Raw genomic sequence first — 243 nt, 5'->3', positions numbered from 1 at the left:
TTGATGCAGAGGGACATACATTAGATATTTGGTTGCGTAAGCAACGAGATAATCATTCAGCATATGCGTTTATCAAACGTCTCATTAAACAATTTGGTAAACCTCAAAAGGTAATTACAGATCAGGCACCTTCAACGAAGGTAGCAATGGCTAAAGTAATTAAAGCTTTTAAACTTAAACCTGACTGTCATTGTACATCGAAATATCTGAATAACCTCATTGAGCAAGATCACCGTCATATTA

1 protein-coding gene is annotated in these 243 nt (G+C 35.4%); it reads left to right on the top strand.

The window, feature by feature from the left end:
* A partial coding sequence (locus HMPREF2937_RS00830) for a DDE-type integrase/transposase/recombinase (RefSeq protein WP_142351380.1) occupies positions 1-243 on the top strand: 243 nt, incomplete at both ends.

The sequence above is a fragment of the Staphylococcus sp. HMSC061G12 genome, from assembly GCF_001838465.1.
Classification (GTDB): domain Bacteria; phylum Bacillota; class Bacilli; order Staphylococcales; family Staphylococcaceae; genus Staphylococcus; species Staphylococcus simulans.
Note: the sequence above shows the minus strand (reverse complement) of the source record. Positions and strands in the feature narration are given on the sequence as shown.